The sequence below is a fragment of the Nonomuraea sp. NPDC002799 genome, from assembly GCF_053592075.1.
In genome coordinates this window covers 1-14,271 of the sequence record NZ_JBSFVA010000061.1, presented here as the reverse complement: position 1 = coordinate 14,271, position 14,271 = coordinate 1, and the positions used below count along the sequence as shown (strand labels likewise).

Genomic DNA, 14,271 nt, shown 5'->3' with positions numbered 1-14,271 from the left:
CCGGGCCGGCGAACTCCCTCGTGGACGTCGCCGGGCTGCGCGTCGGGCACGCCCAGCGGGCGGGCGGCGGCCACCTGACGGGGACGACCGTGATCCTGACGCCCGCCGGCGGCGCGGTCGCGGGGGTGGACGTGCGCGGGGCCGCTCCCGGGACCAGGGAGACGGAGTTGCTCGATCCGCGCAACCTGGTGGAGCGGGTGCACGCCGTGGTGTTGTCGGGCGGGAGCGCGTACGGGCTGAGCGCGGCCTGCGGCGTCGTGGACCGGCTCGCGGACGCCGGCGTCGGCTACCCGGTGGTGGGCGGGGTTGTGCCGATCGTGCCCGCGGCCGTCATCTTCGACCTGGGCCGCGGCGGCACCTTCCGCGCCGTCCCGGACGCCGCCCTGGGCAGCGCCGCCTACGACGCGGCCGTCGGCGGTGCCGCCTGTGACGCGGTCCTTGGCGGCAGCGCGAATGACGCCGCCCGAGCGCCGGCTTCGAGCCCGTATCAGAGGAGCGCGCCGCCGTCGGCGAGCGGATCGGTCGGGGCGGGCACCGGGGCGATGGCCGGCGGCCTGGCCGGTGGCGTGGGCACGGCCAGCGCCGTCCTGCCGGACGGGGCCATCGTGGCGGCCCTCGCCGTCGTCAATCCCGCCGGTTCCGTCCTCGATCCGGACGGCACCCTGGCCGGCACCAGGTACGGCCTGCCCGGCGAATTCGACCACCTCCGCACCCCGGCCCCGGAGGAGGTCGCCTCCTGGCGGCCGGACAGGACGCCGTCGTTCAACACCACCATCGGCGTCGTCGCGACGGACCTCACCCTCACCAAGGCCCAGTGCGGCAAGCTGGCGGCCGTCGCCCACGACGGCCTGGCCAGGGCGATCCGGCCGGCCCACACCATGACCGACGGCGACACCATCTTCGGCCTGGCCACCTGCGCCGGCCCCGCCCCCGGCCCCGACATCCTGCAGGACGCGCTGGCGGCGGCGGCCGACGCGTTCGCCCGGGCCGTGGCGCACGCCATCCTGGCCGCTACCGGCCGCGCGGGCGCGCCCGCCTACCTCGACGTGTTCCCGAGCGCCCTGAGAGGTGACTCATGACCACCCCCCGGCCGTCAGACCTGCCCAGCGCCACCGCAGGATCGTCAGCCCCGCCCCTTGGCGCGGCGTCGCCATCGGGCCCGCCTTCCGGCGTGGCGTCGCCGTCTGGCCCGCCCCTCGACGCCGGCCGGCCTTCGGGGCTGCCCATCGGGGACGGATGGGTGGAGACCGCGCGGACCACGGAAGTGATCTTCCCCTACGACGGCTCCGTGGTCGCCCATGCCCCGCTCGGCACCACCGAGCACGCCGCGCGGGCCGTGGAGGAGGCGCTGGCCGTGGCGCCCGCCATGGCCGCCGCGCCCTCCCACGCCCGCCGCGCCGCCCTCATGCACGCCCACGACGCCCTCGCGGCCGGCCGCGCGGAGTTCGAGCAGCTGCTGGTCCTGGAGACCGGCAAACCGCTGGCCGACTGCCGGGTCGAGGTGGCCAGAACGCTCCTCACCCTGGCCACGGCCGCCGAGGAGGTCGCCAGGCTGCACGGCGAGACCGTGCCCCTGGACCTGCTGCCCTCCGGCGAGGGCCTGATCGGCTTCTGGACGCGGCGGCCCATCGGCGTCGTCGTCGGCATCACGGGCTTCAACTACCCCCTCCTGCTGGCCGCCCACAAGATCGGCCCCGCCCTGGCGGCCGGCTGCCCCGTGATCGTCAAGCCCGCCCCCGCGACCCCGCTGGCCACGCTCCGGCTGGTGCACCTGCTGCGGTCGTCGGAGGCCCTCCCGCCGGCCGCCGTCCAGCTCGTCACCGGAGACGCCGGCGTCGGCAGGACACTGGTCGAGGACCGGCGGGTCGGGGCCGTCTCGTTCACCGGCTCGGCCGCCGCCGGCCACGCCATCGCCCGCGCCGCCGCTCCCACGAAGGTGCTGCTGGAGCTGGGCTCGAACGCCGCGCTCGTGGTGGCCGCCGACGCCGACCTGGAGGCCGCCGCCGACGCGGTCGTGCGCGGTGGCTACTACGCCTCGGGGCAGGCGTGCATCTCGGTCCAGCGGGTGCTGGTGGAGGAGCCCGTACGCGAGGCGTTCCTGGCCCTGCTGGCCGACCGCGTCAAGGACGTCGAGGTGGGCGACCCGCGCCTGCCCGGCACCCGCGTGGCGCCGCTCATCGACGAGGCCGCCACCGACCGCGTCCTGGAGTGGATCGCGGCCTCGGGCGCCGCGCCGGTCACCGGCGGGTGCCGCGACGGCCGGGCCATCGCGCCGACCGTGCTCGACGGCGTCGGCGACGGGGCGGCGGCCTGGGACGAGGAGATCTTCGGGCCCGTGGTGTGCGTGCGCTCGGTGCCCGACCTCGACACCGCCTTCGCCACGGTCAACCGCTCCCGCTACGGCCTGCACGCGGCCGTCTTCACCCGGTCGCTGGCCACCGCCTTCGCCGCGATCGAGCGGATCGAGGCCGGGGGCGTGGTGGTCAACGACGTGCCGGGGTTCAGGGCGGACAACATGCCGTACGGCGGCGTCAAGGACTCCGGCAGCGGCCGCGAGGGCCCGCGCTTCGCCATCGAGGAGCTGACGGTCACGAGAATGGCCGTCATCCGCCCGGGGTGACCCACCCGCACTCCGTCGAGAGGTAGCGGATGAGCCGACTCAGCGCTCTAGAGGCTGGTGAAGTCGAGGTGGGCCAGTCGCTCGGGGTCGGACAGCATGTCGATCGTGGCGATTTTCTGCTTGGTGACCGTGAAGCTGATGATCGAGATGAGCACGCCGTCGATGGTGTTGAGCAGCCCAGCCGTCCCGTTGATCAGAACGGGCCGGCTGGTGCAGACGGTGGCCATGCGCTGGAAGGTGGCAGTCTGACCGGCCACTGCTCGGGCGCCGATCAGGGTCCTCAGGCCGCCGCCGGGGACCGGCTTTCCGCTGTCGGCGCGCAGGACGACGTCGGGGTCGAGGACGGCCAGCAGAGCGTCGAAGTCGCCGCTGCGGGCGGCGGCGAGGAAGGCGTCGACCACGCGGCGCTGAGCAACCGGGTCCGGGTCCGGGTTGGGAACCGCGCCTTGCACCCGCCGGCGGGCACGGCTGGCCAGTTTCCTGGCCGCGGCCGGTGTGCGGTCGATGATCGGGGCGATCTGCTCGAACTGCACGCCGAACACGTCGTGCAGGACGAAGGCCAGCCGTTCGGCCGGGCTCAGCGATTCCAGCACCACCAGCAGCGCCAGGCCTACCGAGTCGGCGATCAGCGCCTGTCGTTCAGGATCGCCGGTCTCCTCGCTGACCACCGGGTCCGGCAGGCGTGCCTCCAGTGAGTCCTCGCGCCGCAGCCGGCGTGCGCGCAACATATCCACGCAAATTCGGCCGACCACCGTGGTCAGCCAACCGCCGAGGTTGTCGATGTCGCCGGGCCCTGAGCGCGCAAGCCGCAACCACGCCTCCTGGACAGCGTCGTCGGACTCGGCCAGGGAACCGAGCATCGAGTACGCCACCGCCTTCAGATGCGCGCGGTGCCCTTCGAAGCGCTGGGCCAGAAAGTCACGCTCGTCCAAGGCCACTCCTCACCTAGGTGCTTACACCGATGACGAACGATCTCGCCGAAATGTGACCCACGATCCGGTCACACTCCGCGCGCCCCGTACGTCATGACTCCGAACACATCGACAACGTGATGATCGGAGCAGCACACGATGAACAAGATCGCCCTATCCGCGACCAGGGCAAGGGAAGACCGACCATGACCACTTCCACGACCGACAAGCAGCCGGCGCTCCCCTTTCGGCTGCCTGACATCGGCGATTTCATTCCCCAGATGACGGAGATCAGCACCGCCCTGTTCAAGGCCACTGGGAACCGTTCGATCCCGCGGACCACCATCAGCCTGGTGCATCTGCGCGCCGGACAGATCGTCTACAGCACCTACCAGACCATCCGGCACACCGACGCCCTCCGCAAGGCCGGGGAGACGGAGGAACGGATCACCGCCGTGGCGACCTGGCGGGACGCGCCCTCCTACTTCACCGACGCCGAGCGGGCTGCGCTGGCGCTGGTGGAGGCGGTCTTCACCCCCAACCCGGACGGTGAGCGCGTCCCTGACGACCTCATCGCCCAGGTGTCCGAACACTACGACGACAAGGCGCTGGCCACGCTCACCATGGTGATCGCCCAGTTCGGCTTCTTCCTCCCCATCGCCCTCATTTCCAAGCCGCTCGTCGGTGTGTCACCTGCGGAACAGTAGGAGCCGCTGCCCTGCCCTGCCCTGCCCTGCCATGGTCAGGCGGGCGGGTCGAAGCGGCCGTCCACCGCGGTCCAGCCGCCGTCGACGTACAACACCGAGCCCGTCACGAAGCTCGCCGCGTCGCCGGCCAGGTAGACCACGGCCCCGGCCAGCTCCTCGGCCCGCGCCCACCGGCCGAGCGCGCTCTTGGCGGCGTACGCGGCGTACCAGCCGGGGTCGTCCTTGATCTGCCTGGTCAGCGGCGTCTCCACCACGCCGGGCGCGATCGCGTTCACCCGCACGCCATGTGGCCCGAACTCCGCCGCCGCCGTCCGCAACAACTGCACCAGCCCGGCCTTCGTGGCCGAGTAGACGCTCTGCCCCGGCTCGGTGACGGACGCCCGGATCGACGCGAACCCGATGATCGATCCGCGCCCTCGCGCCACCATCCCCGCCCCGAACGCCCGGACCACGTCGAAGGAGGCCCGCAGGTTCAGCCCGACGACCCGGTCGAACTCCTCGCCGGTGTAGTCGAGCAGCCGCTTGCGCACGTTCGTGGCCGCCGTGAACACCAGCACGTCGGCCGGCTCCGCGTCGGCGAAGGCGTGCACCGCGCCGGTGTCCAGCACGTCGAGCAGCCGGGCGTCGCCGCCGCAGCCGGCGGCGGTCTCCCGCGCGGCGGGCAGGTCACGGTCGGCGCACACCACGGACGCCCCATGGGCGGCCAGCGCGTGCGCCGCCTCCCGGCCGATCCCGCTGCCCGCCCCGATCACCACAGCCCGCCGCCCGTCCAGGCGGAACAGCGCGTCATATCCCATACCAGGCACCCTAGCGACTGGTCAGACCAGTGCACCAGGTGCCGCTCACCTCCGTCGTCGCGGGGATGTGAGGCGTCAGCGGGCCTGCCAGTCGGCGCGGAGCAGCTCGTACTCGACCTCGCCCTGGTCGGCTCCCTCGATCGCGTCGGGGAAGTCCATGGAGAAGGTCCGCACCAACCGCAGCCCGCACTTCTCCATCACCCGCCGCGACCCCCGGTTGACGGTCATCGTCTGGGCGAACACCCGCCGGGCGCCCAGCTCGGCGAACGCCTTGCCGATCAGCGCCAGCGACCCCTCGGTCGCGTATCCCTGGCCCCAGGCCGCCCGGTGCAGCCGGTAGCCCAGCTCGGGCTCATCGCCGGCCCCGCCCTCGGCCGGCCGCAGGTGGAACCAGCCGAGGAAGGCGCCCGACGGCTTTTCGCAGGCCGCGAAGAACCCGGAGGCGATGAACCGGGGCAGCGTCTGGCCGGTGATCGTCTCGCGCGGTGTCGGCCTGCCGCCGTTGAGGTAGCGCATGACCTCGGCGTCGTTGTGGAGCACGTAGAGGAGGTCGGCGTCGGCCTCGGTGAAGCGGCGCAGCATGAGACGGTCGGTTTCCAGGTAGATGTGCACCCGGAAACGTTAGCCAGTCCTGGACCGCGGGCTCGACCGGTTTCCCGGCAGGCTCTAACCGGCCGGCTGGATCACCGCGTCGGGCCCGGGATAGACGAGCTGCTCGTGCCCGTCGACGAACCGGACGAGGTACGGCGGGCTGCCGTCGGGCCCGCGGACCTCGATGATCTCGCCCTTGCGGTCCGACTGGCCGACGACGTGTCCGTGGATGAGCAGGGTGTCACCGACGCTTGCCTGCATGGTGGTTCCTCTCGGCTCGGGCTCGGTCCACGCTGAGGTTCCCCCTCACCATCTACCAGATCCGCCGCCGCGCAAAGACGCCACGGCGGCCGGGTGGTGACGGCGTCCGGTAGCGTCTGCCGCCATGCGTGCTTTTGTCATCACAGGTCCGGGATGTGCGGAGGTTCAGGACGTCGAGCCGCCCGTCCCCGAGCGGGGCCAGGTGGTCGTCGAGGTGGAGCGCGCCGGGGTGTGCGGCACCGACATGGAGTTCTTCTCGGGCGCGATGACGTACCTGCGGACCGGCGAGGCCCGTTACCCGGTGCGCATCGGCCACGAATGGGCCGGGACCGTGCGCGAGCTCGGCGCCGGCGTCGACCCGGCGTGGCTCGGCCGGCGGGTCACCGGCGACACCATGCTGGGCTGCGGGCACTGCGCGCGCTGCGGGGCGGGCCGCCAGCACCTCTGCGCCGGCCGGTACGAGATCGGCATCCGCAACGGCTGGCCCGGAGCGCTGGCCGAACGCCTGCCCGTGCCCGTCCGGGCGCTCCTGCCCCTGCCCGAAACGGTCGATCCGGCGCTCGGGGCGCTGGTGGAGCCGGGCGGGAACGCGCTGCGCGCCGTCCGCGCCGCCGCCGTCGAGCCGGGCGAGCGCCTCCTCGTCATCGGGCCGGGCACGATCGGCCTGCTGGCGGCGCTGATGGCGGCGGCCCAGGGTGCCGAGGTGCATCTGCTGGGCCACACGGAGCACTCGCTCGCCTTCGCCCGCTCCCTCGGCCTCACCCGCACCTGGCAGGACGCCGGCGCGCTGGAGGGAGAGAGCTTCGACGCCGTGATCGACGCCTCGACCGGCCCCGGTTCGCCCGCCCTCGCGGTGGAGCTCGCCGAACCCGGCCGGCGCGTGGTCCTCATCGGCCTGTCGGCGGCTCCCAGCCAGGCCGACACCCGCAGGCTCGTGCTCAAGGACCTCACGTCCGTCGGCGTGCTCAGCGCCTCCGGCGGACTTGAGGGGACCATCGACCTGTACGCCTCCGGCAAGGTCGACCCCCGCCCGCTCGTCGCGGCGACCGTGTCCCTGCGGGAGGCGGCCACGGTGCTGGCGGGGGAGCGGCGGCCCGGGTGGACCGGCGCTCCGAAAATCCACGTCGATCCCCGCCTCGCCTGATCAGCCCGCGCGCACCTGGGCGGAGCGGTCTGTTCAGCCGCGCAGCGCCCGGATGAACCAGTCGAGGGCCGGGGTCAGCGGCTCCGGGGCCGGCCAGCCGTTGACCACCGCGAGCAGCCGGAGGTAGCGCTCTCTGCGCGGGTCGTTCACGGCCTCCAGCCGGGCGAGCAGCGCGCGCCGGAGGGCATCGTCGTCGGGGCGGCCCCGGTCGCGGGCGTACCGGGCCGTCACCGCCGCGACCACCGGCTCCGCCTCGGGCGAGAGCGGGCCCGCGCCCGCCGCCACGGCCGGGCCCGCCAGGTCGCGGACGAGCGCGGCGGGGTCGGGGCGCAGCGGGGCGGGATCGGCCGCGTGCCGGTCGGCCAGGCCGCGCACGGCGGCACGGAAGTCGGGGTCCTGGGACAACTCGGCGAGCTCCACCCACGCCTCGACCTGCTCGGGCTCGGGGTCGTCCGGCAGCTCCGGGGTCATCGAGCCGATGATCCCGGCGAACGCCGGGTCGGCGTGCAGGCCGTCGAAGGCGGCGTTGAGGAAGTCGCCGATCAGGCGGTGGCGCTCTTCCTCGGACAGCCGGGCCAATTTGTGCATGAGATCCATCTCCTCTGGGGTGGACCCGCGCCTGGCCACCGCCGTCAGCACCGCGCGCCGCAGCCGGAGCGTGCGGATCTGCGTCGCCAGGGCCTCCGCGTGCGCCGCGGCGACCTCGGACAGCGTGATCTCCCCGGCCACGACCCGCCGGATCGTGGGGAGGTCGAGTCCCAGGTCGCGCAGCGTGCGCACGAGGTCCAGGCGCGCCACGGCGCCGAGATCGTAGAGACGGTAGCCGGCCGGGCTGCGGCCGGTCGGCGGCACGATCCCGGCATCGGCGTAGAACCGGATGGTCTTGACCGTCAGCCCCGTCCTGCGGGCCAGGTCGCCGATGGTGTGGAGAGTGCCGCCGTCCATGGCGTCAGCCTCGCGCCTCCCCCTGCTGGAGACTCAAGCGGCGGCGACCAGCTCGACCTCGAACCCGTCCGCGTCCTCCAGGTAGGCGGCGTAGTGCTGCTCCCCGCCCGCGTGCGGATGCCGGTCGGCGAACATCAGCGTCCAGCCGTGCGCGGGCGCCTGCTCGACCAGGCTGTCGAGCAGGGCGCGGCCGTCCACGTGGAAGGCCAGGTGGTTGAGACCGGGGCGGCGGCGGTCGTGCCGGTCCCCGGTCAGGTCGGGCGACTGCTCCATGACGAGGTACGTGGGACCCAGCCGCCAGCTCCGCCCGGCACTCCACTCCTGGTACGGCTCGTAGCCGAGCGCCCCCAGCAGCCACTCCCAGCTTCTCGCGGCCCGCCGCAGGTCGGGCACCCAGAGCTCGACGTGGTGCAGCGTGCCGGTGGCGCCTTTCTCCCGCATGTAGCCGTCTTCCTTCCGGGTCGATGCCGCAGACCTTACCGGCCCGGCCCCGTTGACGGTCCGGGTGCCCGGTTTCTGAACTCACCGTCGGGACGCCGATCCCGGTCGCGCCGCCCGACCGGCTGGTCGTGGGCGTGCTCTACCGCTACGTGCCGGGGTGGTGGCCCCGCGCGCACCCCTACCGGCCCTGAACTTGGGGCCCCATGCCGGGGGTGGTTTGACTACCTGTGAGGAACTGTGGTCAGGTCGTGACTTATGTTTCTGATGGGATGAGTTAGACCGGTTCGGGGGAACGCTTCATGCCGCACGCCTTTCTGCGCGTGCTCGCTTCGACGTCCATCGCCGGCGCCCTCCTGGTGGCCGCGCCCGCCGACGCCGACGCCCCGCAACAGGTCGGCGCGCGGGTCGCGACGGCGCGGGCCCCGGAGAAGGTGCGGCCCGTGCCCGCCGTGCCGGAGCCGCCGCCCGCCGTCGTCACCGTTCCCGCGCAGGCGTCGCCGGCCGACCGCCCGGCCGGCGACGAGCCGGGGCCGGGCGCGCCCGAGGTGACCACGCCCGCGGGATCGCGGCTGGTGGACGAGATCACCGCCGAGGCCGCCGCCGCCCAGGAGGCGCAGGGGCTCGGCAAGGTGCCCTCCGTGCGGGACGTGCTGCCCGACACCGCGCAGGCCAGGCCGCTGACCCTGATCAAGGCGACGGCGTCGGTGACGAAGGCGTTCGACGGGCTCGGGAAGGTCGCGCCGGGGCTGACGTACCGGCTGTGCGTCGAGAGCGCCGACGTGCCGGTGTCCTGCACGATCCAGCAGCCCGTCGGGACGCCGGTGGCCGCCGACGTCACCGGCGACGCCCGGCCCGACCTGGCCGCCGGCCTGGTGCTGGTCGCCAGCGCCTCGGAGGGCTCGGTCGGGCTCGGGTTCGCGGTCAGGCGGATGCCGGGGGGACCCGTCAAGGCGCGGGTCTGGGCGGAGTACGACGGCAAGGTGTCGGTCGGGTTCGACGGGCTGCGGCGCGGATCGTCGTTGTCGGCCTACGACCGGGGCACGTTCACCGTGGACCTGGCGGGCAAGCGGGTCAAGGCGAGCGTGCGGCGTACCGGGCCGGGGGAGTCGGCGTCGGTCGTGGCCGGGCTGACGGGCCGCGGCGCGGTGAGCCTGTGGCAGAGGCCGGCCACCGAGAGGTTCACGGTGAACGCCGCTCTCGACCCGCTCGCCCTCGACGTCACCGCGTCCGCGCCCTCGACCCTGGACGCCCTGGTCGTGACCGGCCACCGGTTCACCGAGGCCGTGCTCGACCGCATGCCCGCCCGCGCCGGGGTGCGCCTGTCCGACGGGGAGATCCGCTTCGCCGGCCCGTCCCCGATCGCCCGCGCCCGGCTGCGCCACTTCGCCTACAGCGACGGCCGGCTGGCCAGGATGGCGAGCGCCGAGCTGCGCGACGTGCCGCCCGCCTTCACCGCCAGGTACGCCGCCGAGAACGGCAGGCAGACCCTGTCGGTCGACGCGGGCCGCCGGCGCGTCGGCGCCGCCGAGCTGCGCTACTTCGACCGCGCCGCGGGCCGGACGGTGCTGAAGGCCGAGCTGCGTGATCTGCCCGCCCGGGTCCGCCTGGTCAGCGACCCGGCCCGGCAGCACGTCACGCACACGGCCAGCTCGCCCATCGGCCGTTTCGCGGTGGTGCTGCAGCGCGGCGGGGGCGCCATCGCGAGCCCGCGCGGCGGCCACGTCACCATGATCAAGAACGGGTCCGCGGCCGGGGTGTCGGTGCTGCTGTCGAAGGTACGCGGGTTCGACGTCACCTACGGCGCCACGCCCCACGCCCGTCTGGAGGCGGGCGCGGGCCGGCGCTCGTTCGTGGGCGCGGCCGACATCGACGGCACCCACGTGGCCCGGCTGGAGCTCTCCGACATCCCCGCCACCGTGGACGTGACGCTCGACCCCGCCGCCAGGAAGGCCACCTACCGGGCCGGCGGCGTCATCGGCAAGCTGCGCGCCGCGTACACGAACCTCAAGTCCGGGCCCACCGTCGACGCCACCGTGCTGGGCGTGCACAAGCGCGTCGAGGCCGCGTGGGAGCTGGGCGGGCGGTCGGCCGTCACGGTGCGCACGTCCGCCGCGCTGAAGCGCATCGACGTGTACGCGGCCGCCCAGGCCCCCGGACGCCCCGGGGACGACCTGCGGGCCGCCGCCGAAGGGGTGGGCGAGCGCGCCGAGCTGGTCGCCGACACCTCGGCCAGGACGCTCACCTGGACCTCCGACAGCCCGGTCGCCACGGTGTCCGCCCTGGCCAGGGCCACGATCGAGGGCCGCAGGGTCCGGGCCGCCGCCGAGATGAGCGGCGTGCCGGCCCGCTTCGACGCCTCGTGGAGCGCCGCGTCGTACCGCTTCCGCGGACTGTCCGGCCCCGTCGGGTCGGCGGCCCTGGCCTTCACCAACCACGACGGCGCCACGGTGCCCGCGGGGCCGCACCTGGCGGCGCACTACGACCAGGCCACCGGCGACCTGGACGGCAGCGTGCTGGTCAAGGGGCTGTCGCGGGTGGAGTTCAGCCCGGCGGCCCAGGGGTTCGCCGCCGACTTCCGCGCGGCCAGGCAGCACCTCGCCGTGGACGCCGACGTCATCCAGGGCGACACGCGTTTCGGCCTCCTCGGCACGCTCGGTCCCGTGCCCGGCCGCCTGGCCGTCTCCTCGGCCGGCGGCCGGCTCACCTACTCCGGCTCACGCCTGGACGTGCGCGCCCGCGCCTGGCTCGGCAAGGTCGCGGCGCTCGGCCGGATGCGGGCCGCCCCCGCCGTGCCCGGCGGCCTGTCCCTGGTGGACGGCGGGTGCGCCGCCGGATCCGCGGGCTGCGCCGAAGGCCCGTTCTGCTTGCCGGGGCGCGGCTGCTTCGGCCTCCAGGGATATCTGGACGTGGCCGGCCTGCCCGACCAGGTGTCAGTGGACCTGGCGGGCGGGACGTTCGTGTTCTCCGGGTTCCGTCCCCGGCGCCGCAGCCTCGGCGTGTACCTGGCCAGCGGCGTCCTGTCGCCCGTGCCCATCAAGGCCAGGGCCACCCTGACCGGGCTGCCCGCCAGGATCACCAGCATGTCGCTGGGGCCGTTCGACGTGGCGGAGGGCAACGCCGTGCGGGCCGCCTACCGCATCGAGCCGGCGGCCACGCTGGGCTCGCTCGACGTGCGGGCCGAGATCGCCGGCCTGCGCGGGCACGTGGCGATCGACCCGGTGCCCGCCCAGGTGGCCGTCGAGGGCACCTACGGCGCCAAGACCCGCATCCGGGTGCGCAACTCCGCGGCCGTCGAGCACCTGACCGCCCAGGTCACCGTGCCGGGGAAGGGCACCGGGGAGTTGCGGTTCTCCGACGTGCCCGCGGTGTTCGGCGTGGACGCCGACGCCTCGGCCGCCGGGCTGAGCGTGCCCGCTGTCACCTACCGGTCGGATCGCAGCACCCTCGACGGGTATCTCGGCGTCGAGCGCGGCCTGGTGGATCCGGGCGGCCGGCTCGGGGACGTGTCGCTCTCCGTCGAGAACCTGGCCGCCGACACCACGATCCGGCTGCGTCAGGACCAGTCGCTGGACCTCGTCTCCAGGCCGGTGCCGACGGGCCGCGTCGAGGTCCACGCGGGGCTGAAGGTGGATGCGGTCGCGAGCCGGCCCATCGCCGTGAGCAAGGAGGTCCCGTACACCACCGGCTTCCTCACCTACCACGTCGGCGGGTCCTTCGGGCTCGGGCCGAGCTCCGTGCGGGACGTGGGGTTGTCGGTGCGGCGGGTGTCGTGGTTGCGGGTGCGGCCCGGCAAGATCCCCTTCGGCCTGCGGGCGCCACCGGCCCTCGGGTACGTCGCACCCGGCTTCGAGGGGGACTACGAGCGTCTGGACATCACCGCCCGTGGCGTGGACCTGCGGCCCGCCATCGCCCTGGACGTCAAGCTCGGCAGGGAGCTGGGCAGCGACGTCTTCCACGACTCCGTCCGCCTGGGACCGATCAAGGAGCTCACGCCGCGCCGCTACGACCAGCGCATGCGGCGGATCGGCGCCCGGCAGGAGGTCAAGGCGGCCGGGGTCGGCCTGGCGTGCGTGGCCGTCGAGGCCAAACCCGGGTTCGCGGCCGCCGGCGGGCGGAACTCGATCACGCTGCGGGGCGCGGACGGGCCGCAGATGGTGTCACTCCTGGATCCTGGCGGGCAGGTGCCGGACTACGCGGTGGACCTGCTGACGCACTTCATGAGCCCGTTCCCGGGGGCCGAGTGGAAGGTGGGCGGCACGGCGGCCGGCTCCTGCGCCGCCGGCCGCCCGGCGCGGGACCCGCGCGCCCGGCGCTGACCGTACGCAGGCCGGGCGCGCGCAGGCTGGGTGTTCACGCGGGGTGGGTGTTCACGGGAGGGAGCGGCCCAGGCGCAGGCGGATGCGGTCGCCGTGCTGCACGCTTTCCCGCACCGTCCACACCCTTTCGTCGATCACCGTCCCCTTGGCCGTCATGTAGCCGCCCATCCTGAGCACCGGACGGCCGGTGGTGTCCCTGAGCAGCTGCGCCCGCGACTCCGAGTCGTCGCCGAACAGCACGAGGAAGTCGTCCGTGCCGGCCGGGGCGTCCAGGATCAGGCCGGGATACAGGTGGGAGTAGGCGATCTCGATCACATGCGTGCTCATGTGATCACCCCTACCCCGAGGCACCATGTTCAGCGATTCGGGGGCTGGTATACCGCTTACTGGCGGTATGAGGTGAAATATCAGGGTCCTTCTACAGTTTTGGAGACCTCGTGCCCCTGTTCGACCTGCCGCTTGAGCAACTCCGCGGCTATCTCCCCGACCGCGACGAGCCGGCCGACTTCGACGACTTCTGGTCCCGCACCTTGGCCGAGGCCAGGACGTTCGATCCGGCCGCCGAGTACGTCCCCTACGACGTGCCCTTCGCGACCGTGGACGTGCACGACCTGTCGTTCGCCGGCTGGGGCGGCCACCGGATCAACGGCTGGTTCCTGGTGCCGCGTGGCGTGGAGGGGCCGCTGCCCTGCGTGGTGCACTACATCGGCTACAGCGGCGGTCGCGGGTTCCCCAAGGACCACCTGACGTGGCCGGCCGCGGGCTACGCGGTGCTCGTGATGGAGACGCGCGGTCACGGCGGCGCGAACGTCAACAGCCCCGGCACCACCGGCGACCCGCACGGCGCCGCCGGCCCGCAGGCTCCCGGGATGATGACCAGAGGCATCCTGGACCCGGAGGACTACTACTACCGGCGCGTCTTCACCGACGCCGTCCGGGCGGTGGACGTCGCCGCCGGGCATCCGGCCGTCGACCCGTCCCGCATCGTGGTCTCGGGCGCCAGTCAGGGCGGCGGCATCGCCCAGGCCGTGGCCGCGCTGCACCCGGCGGTCAAGGCGGCGCTCATCGACGTGCCGTTCCTGACCCACTTCCGGCGGGCCGTCGAGATCACCGGACGGGATCCGTATCAGGAGCTGGTCCGCTTCCTCGCCACCCGCAGGGACAGCGCCGACCAGGTGTTCCGCACGCTGTCGTACTTCGACGGGCTCAACTTCGCGGCCCGCGGCCAGGTGCCCGCGCTGTATTCGGTGGCGCTGATGGACGACGTGTGCCCGCCGTCGACGGTGTTCGCCGCGTTCAACCACTGGCAGGGCCCGAAGGACATCAACGTGTGGCCCTGGAACAACCACGAGGGCGGGAGCGGCTTCCAGACGGAGGAGCAGCTTCGCTACCTGCACAAGCTTCTCGCGGGCTGAGCCGGCGCCCGCCGCGCCCGGACCCGTCGCGGGGGGGGGGGCGGGGGGGCGGGGGGCGGGGGGGATGGGGGGGTGGCCGGTCCTCAGACCTCGCCGGGGGGGGGGGGCCCCGGGGCCGGGCCG

13 protein-coding genes are annotated in these 14,271 nt (G+C 73.9%); 6 read left to right on the top strand and 7 right to left on the bottom strand.

Annotation, left to right across the window (positions count from 1 at the left end; all coding sequences use genetic code 11):
- Positions 1 to 20 precede the first annotated feature (20 nt).
- Both ACWD0F_RS48980 and ACWD0F_RS48975 read left to right on the top strand, forming a co-directional pair.
- Positions 21 to 1,079 carry a P1 family peptidase gene (locus ACWD0F_RS48980; RefSeq protein ID WP_449889643.1) on the top strand — a complete coding sequence of 353 codons (1,059 nt, stop codon included), beginning with the start codon at positions 21 to 23 and terminating at the stop codon, positions 1,077 to 1,079.
- 92 nt (positions 1,080 to 1,171) lie between these two features.
- A complete protein-coding gene (locus ACWD0F_RS48975; RefSeq protein WP_449889585.1) occupies positions 1,172 to 2,620 on the top strand; it encodes an aldehyde dehydrogenase family protein in 1,449 nt (482 codons plus the stop codon).
- Positions 2,621 to 2,667: 47 nt separating this feature from the next.
- On the opposite strand, the gene ACWD0F_RS48970 is transcribed toward ACWD0F_RS48975, so the two are convergent.
- Complete coding sequence (locus tag ACWD0F_RS48970) at positions 2,668 to 3,552, bottom strand: sigma-70 family RNA polymerase sigma factor (protein WP_449889584.1); 885 nt, start codon at positions 3,550 to 3,552, stop codon at positions 2,668 to 2,670.
- 185 nt (positions 3,553 to 3,737) lie between these two features.
- Between ACWD0F_RS48970 and ACWD0F_RS48965 the strand changes: the two genes are divergently transcribed.
- The gene (locus ACWD0F_RS48965) at positions 3,738 to 4,238 is read left to right on the top strand and encodes a carboxymuconolactone decarboxylase family protein (RefSeq protein WP_449889581.1); all 501 of its coding nucleotides are present in this window, start codon (positions 3,738 to 3,740) and stop codon (positions 4,236 to 4,238) included.
- Between the two features lie 35 nt (positions 4,239 to 4,273).
- Here the strand turns inward: ACWD0F_RS48965 and ACWD0F_RS48960 are convergent, their stop codons facing one another.
- The 3 genes from ACWD0F_RS48960 to ACWD0F_RS48950 all read right to left on the bottom strand — a co-directional run bounded on the left by ACWD0F_RS48960 (position 4,274) and on the right by ACWD0F_RS48950 (position 5,887).
- On the bottom strand, positions 4,274 to 5,035 hold the full coding sequence (locus tag ACWD0F_RS48960; protein ID WP_449889580.1) for an SDR family NAD(P)-dependent oxidoreductase: 762 nt from the start codon (positions 5,033 to 5,035) through the stop codon (positions 4,274 to 4,276).
- A gap of 75 nt (positions 5,036 to 5,110) precedes the next feature.
- Positions 5,111 to 5,647: a GNAT family N-acetyltransferase gene (locus ACWD0F_RS48955; RefSeq protein WP_449889578.1), complete on the bottom strand. Its 537-nt coding sequence runs from the start codon at positions 5,645 to 5,647 to the stop codon at positions 5,111 to 5,113.
- A 54-nt stretch (positions 5,648 to 5,701) separates the two neighbouring features.
- Complete coding sequence (locus ACWD0F_RS48950) at positions 5,702 to 5,887, bottom strand: DUF1918 domain-containing protein (protein WP_449889577.1); 186 nt, start codon at positions 5,885 to 5,887, stop codon at positions 5,702 to 5,704.
- 124 nt (positions 5,888 to 6,011) lie between these two features.
- Here ACWD0F_RS48950 and ACWD0F_RS48945 point away from each other — a divergent pair, with 124 nt between their 5' ends.
- Positions 6,012 to 7,031, top strand: coding sequence for a zinc-dependent alcohol dehydrogenase (locus ACWD0F_RS48945; protein WP_449889575.1), 1,020 nt, complete (start codon positions 6,012 to 6,014; stop codon positions 7,029 to 7,031).
- Between the two features lie 33 nt (positions 7,032 to 7,064).
- Here the strand turns inward: ACWD0F_RS48945 and ACWD0F_RS48940 are convergent, their stop codons facing one another.
- A complete protein-coding gene (locus tag ACWD0F_RS48940; RefSeq protein ID WP_449889573.1) occupies positions 7,065 to 7,976 on the bottom strand; it encodes a MerR family transcriptional regulator in 912 nt (303 codons plus the stop codon).
- Positions 7,977 to 8,009: 33 nt separating this feature from the next.
- A complete protein-coding gene (locus ACWD0F_RS48935) occupies positions 8,010 to 8,417 on the bottom strand; it encodes a VOC family protein (protein ID WP_449889571.1) in 408 nt (135 codons plus the stop codon).
- A 299-nt stretch (positions 8,418 to 8,716) separates the two neighbouring features.
- Here ACWD0F_RS48935 and ACWD0F_RS48930 point away from each other — a divergent pair, with 299 nt between their 5' ends.
- Positions 8,717 to 12,733, top strand: coding sequence for a hypothetical protein (locus ACWD0F_RS48930; protein ID WP_449889570.1), 4,017 nt, complete (start codon positions 8,717 to 8,719; stop codon positions 12,731 to 12,733).
- A gap of 51 nt (positions 12,734 to 12,784) precedes the next feature.
- Here ACWD0F_RS48930 and ACWD0F_RS48925 read toward each other — a convergent pair whose 3' ends face one another.
- Positions 12,785 to 13,060 carry a hypothetical protein gene (locus tag ACWD0F_RS48925; RefSeq protein ID WP_449889568.1) on the bottom strand — a complete coding sequence of 92 codons (276 nt, stop codon included), beginning with the start codon at positions 13,058 to 13,060 and terminating at the stop codon, positions 12,785 to 12,787.
- A gap of 110 nt (positions 13,061 to 13,170) precedes the next feature.
- Between ACWD0F_RS48925 and ACWD0F_RS48920 the strand changes: the two genes are divergently transcribed.
- On the top strand, positions 13,171 to 14,148 hold the full coding sequence (locus ACWD0F_RS48920; protein WP_449889566.1) for an acetylxylan esterase: 978 nt from the start codon (positions 13,171 to 13,173) through the stop codon (positions 14,146 to 14,148).
- Positions 14,149 to 14,271: the final 123 nt, after the last annotated feature.

Coding starts and splice junctions, on each gene's coding strand:
- ACWD0F_RS48965 (WP_449889581.1), top strand. CDS start 3,738: ATGACCACTTCCACGACCGACAAGCAGCCGGCGCTCCCCTTTCGGCTG.
- ACWD0F_RS48960 (WP_449889580.1), bottom strand. CDS start 5,035: ATGGGATATGACGCGCTGTTCCGCCTGGACGGGCGGCGGGCTGTGGTG.
- ACWD0F_RS48950 (WP_449889577.1), bottom strand. CDS start 5,887: ATGCAGGCAAGCGTCGGTGACACCCTGCTCATCCACGGACACGTCGTC.
- ACWD0F_RS48945 (WP_449889575.1), top strand. CDS start 6,012: ATGCGTGCTTTTGTCATCACAGGTCCGGGATGTGCGGAGGTTCAGGAC.
- ACWD0F_RS48940 (WP_449889573.1), bottom strand. CDS start 7,976: ATGGACGGCGGCACTCTCCACACCATCGGCGACCTGGCCCGCAGGACG.
- ACWD0F_RS48935 (WP_449889571.1), bottom strand. CDS start 8,417: ATGCGGGAGAAAGGCGCCACCGGCACGCTGCACCACGTCGAGCTCTGG.
- ACWD0F_RS48930 (WP_449889570.1), top strand. CDS start 8,717: ATGCCGCACGCCTTTCTGCGCGTGCTCGCTTCGACGTCCATCGCCGGC.
- ACWD0F_RS48925 (WP_449889568.1), bottom strand. CDS start 13,060: ATGAGCACGCATGTGATCGAGATCGCCTACTCCCACCTGTATCCCGGC.